Genomic DNA, 913 nt, shown 5'->3' on the forward strand with positions numbered 1-913 from the left:
TACCTGATCGGCGCCGACGGCGAAAAGAACAACAAGGACGTCGTCGAGCTCATCCTCGAGCACATGGGCCAGCCCCGGGACGCCTACGACCACGTCGTGGACCGGCCGGGCCATGACCTGCGCTACGCCATCGACTCCGCCAAGCTCCGCAACGAGCTCGGCTGGGAACCGAAATTCTCCAACTTCGACGCCGGCATCGAAGACACCATCGCCTGGTACCGCGAGAACGAAAACTGGTGGCGCCCGCAAAAGGCCCGGACCGAAGCCAAATACAAGGAACAGGGCCAGTAGACGATGTCGATCGAGTTCTCCAAGAAGCTGACCGCGCACGAAACGCCGATTCCCGGCGTCGTCCTTTATGACCTGCCGGTCCACGGTGACAACCGTGGCTGGTTCAAGGAAAACTGGCAGCGGGAGAAGATGGTGGCCCTCGGGCTGCCGGACTTCCGCCCGGTGCAGAACAACATCTCGTTCAACGAAAAAGCCGGCACCACCCGCGGCATCCACGCCGAGCCGTGGGACAAGTTCATCTCGGTGGCGACCGGACGGATTTTCGGCGCCTGGGTGGACCTGCGCGAGGGCCCGTCCTTCGGTGCCGTGTTCACCGCGGAACTGGACCCCAGCCAGGCAATTTTCATCCCCCGCGGCGTGGGCAACGCCTTCCAGACCCTGGAAGACAACACCGCCTACACCTACCTCGTCAACGACCACTGGTCCGCGGACGCCCAGGGCCAGTACACCTTCCTGAACCTCGCCGACGAGACCGCCGGCATTTCCTGGCCCGTCCCGCTGGACGAGGCTGAGCTCTCCGACAAGGACAAGGCCCACCCCCGCCTCGCGGACGTTGTGCCGATGCCGGCGAAGAAAATTCTTGTGGTCGGCGCCGACGGCCAGCTGGGCAAGGCCCTGCGGG

General features: G+C 64.5%; 2 protein-coding genes. Both read left to right on the top strand.

Annotated features, from left to right (window positions below; genetic code table 11):
* On the top strand, nt 1-291 hold a 291-nt coding region (locus WMN78_RS16065), incomplete at its 5' end, for a GDP-mannose 4,6-dehydratase (RefSeq protein ID WP_340534729.1).
* A gap of 3 nt (nt 292-294) precedes the next feature.
* Nucleotides 295-913: dTDP-4-dehydrorhamnose 3,5-epimerase (locus tag WMN78_RS16070; RefSeq protein WP_340534730.1), on the top strand; the 619-nt coding region annotated here is incomplete at its 3' end.

The organism is Arthrobacter oryzae, assembly GCF_037911235.1.
Taxonomy (GTDB): Bacteria; Actinomycetota; Actinomycetes; order Actinomycetales; family Micrococcaceae; genus Arthrobacter; species Arthrobacter oryzae_E.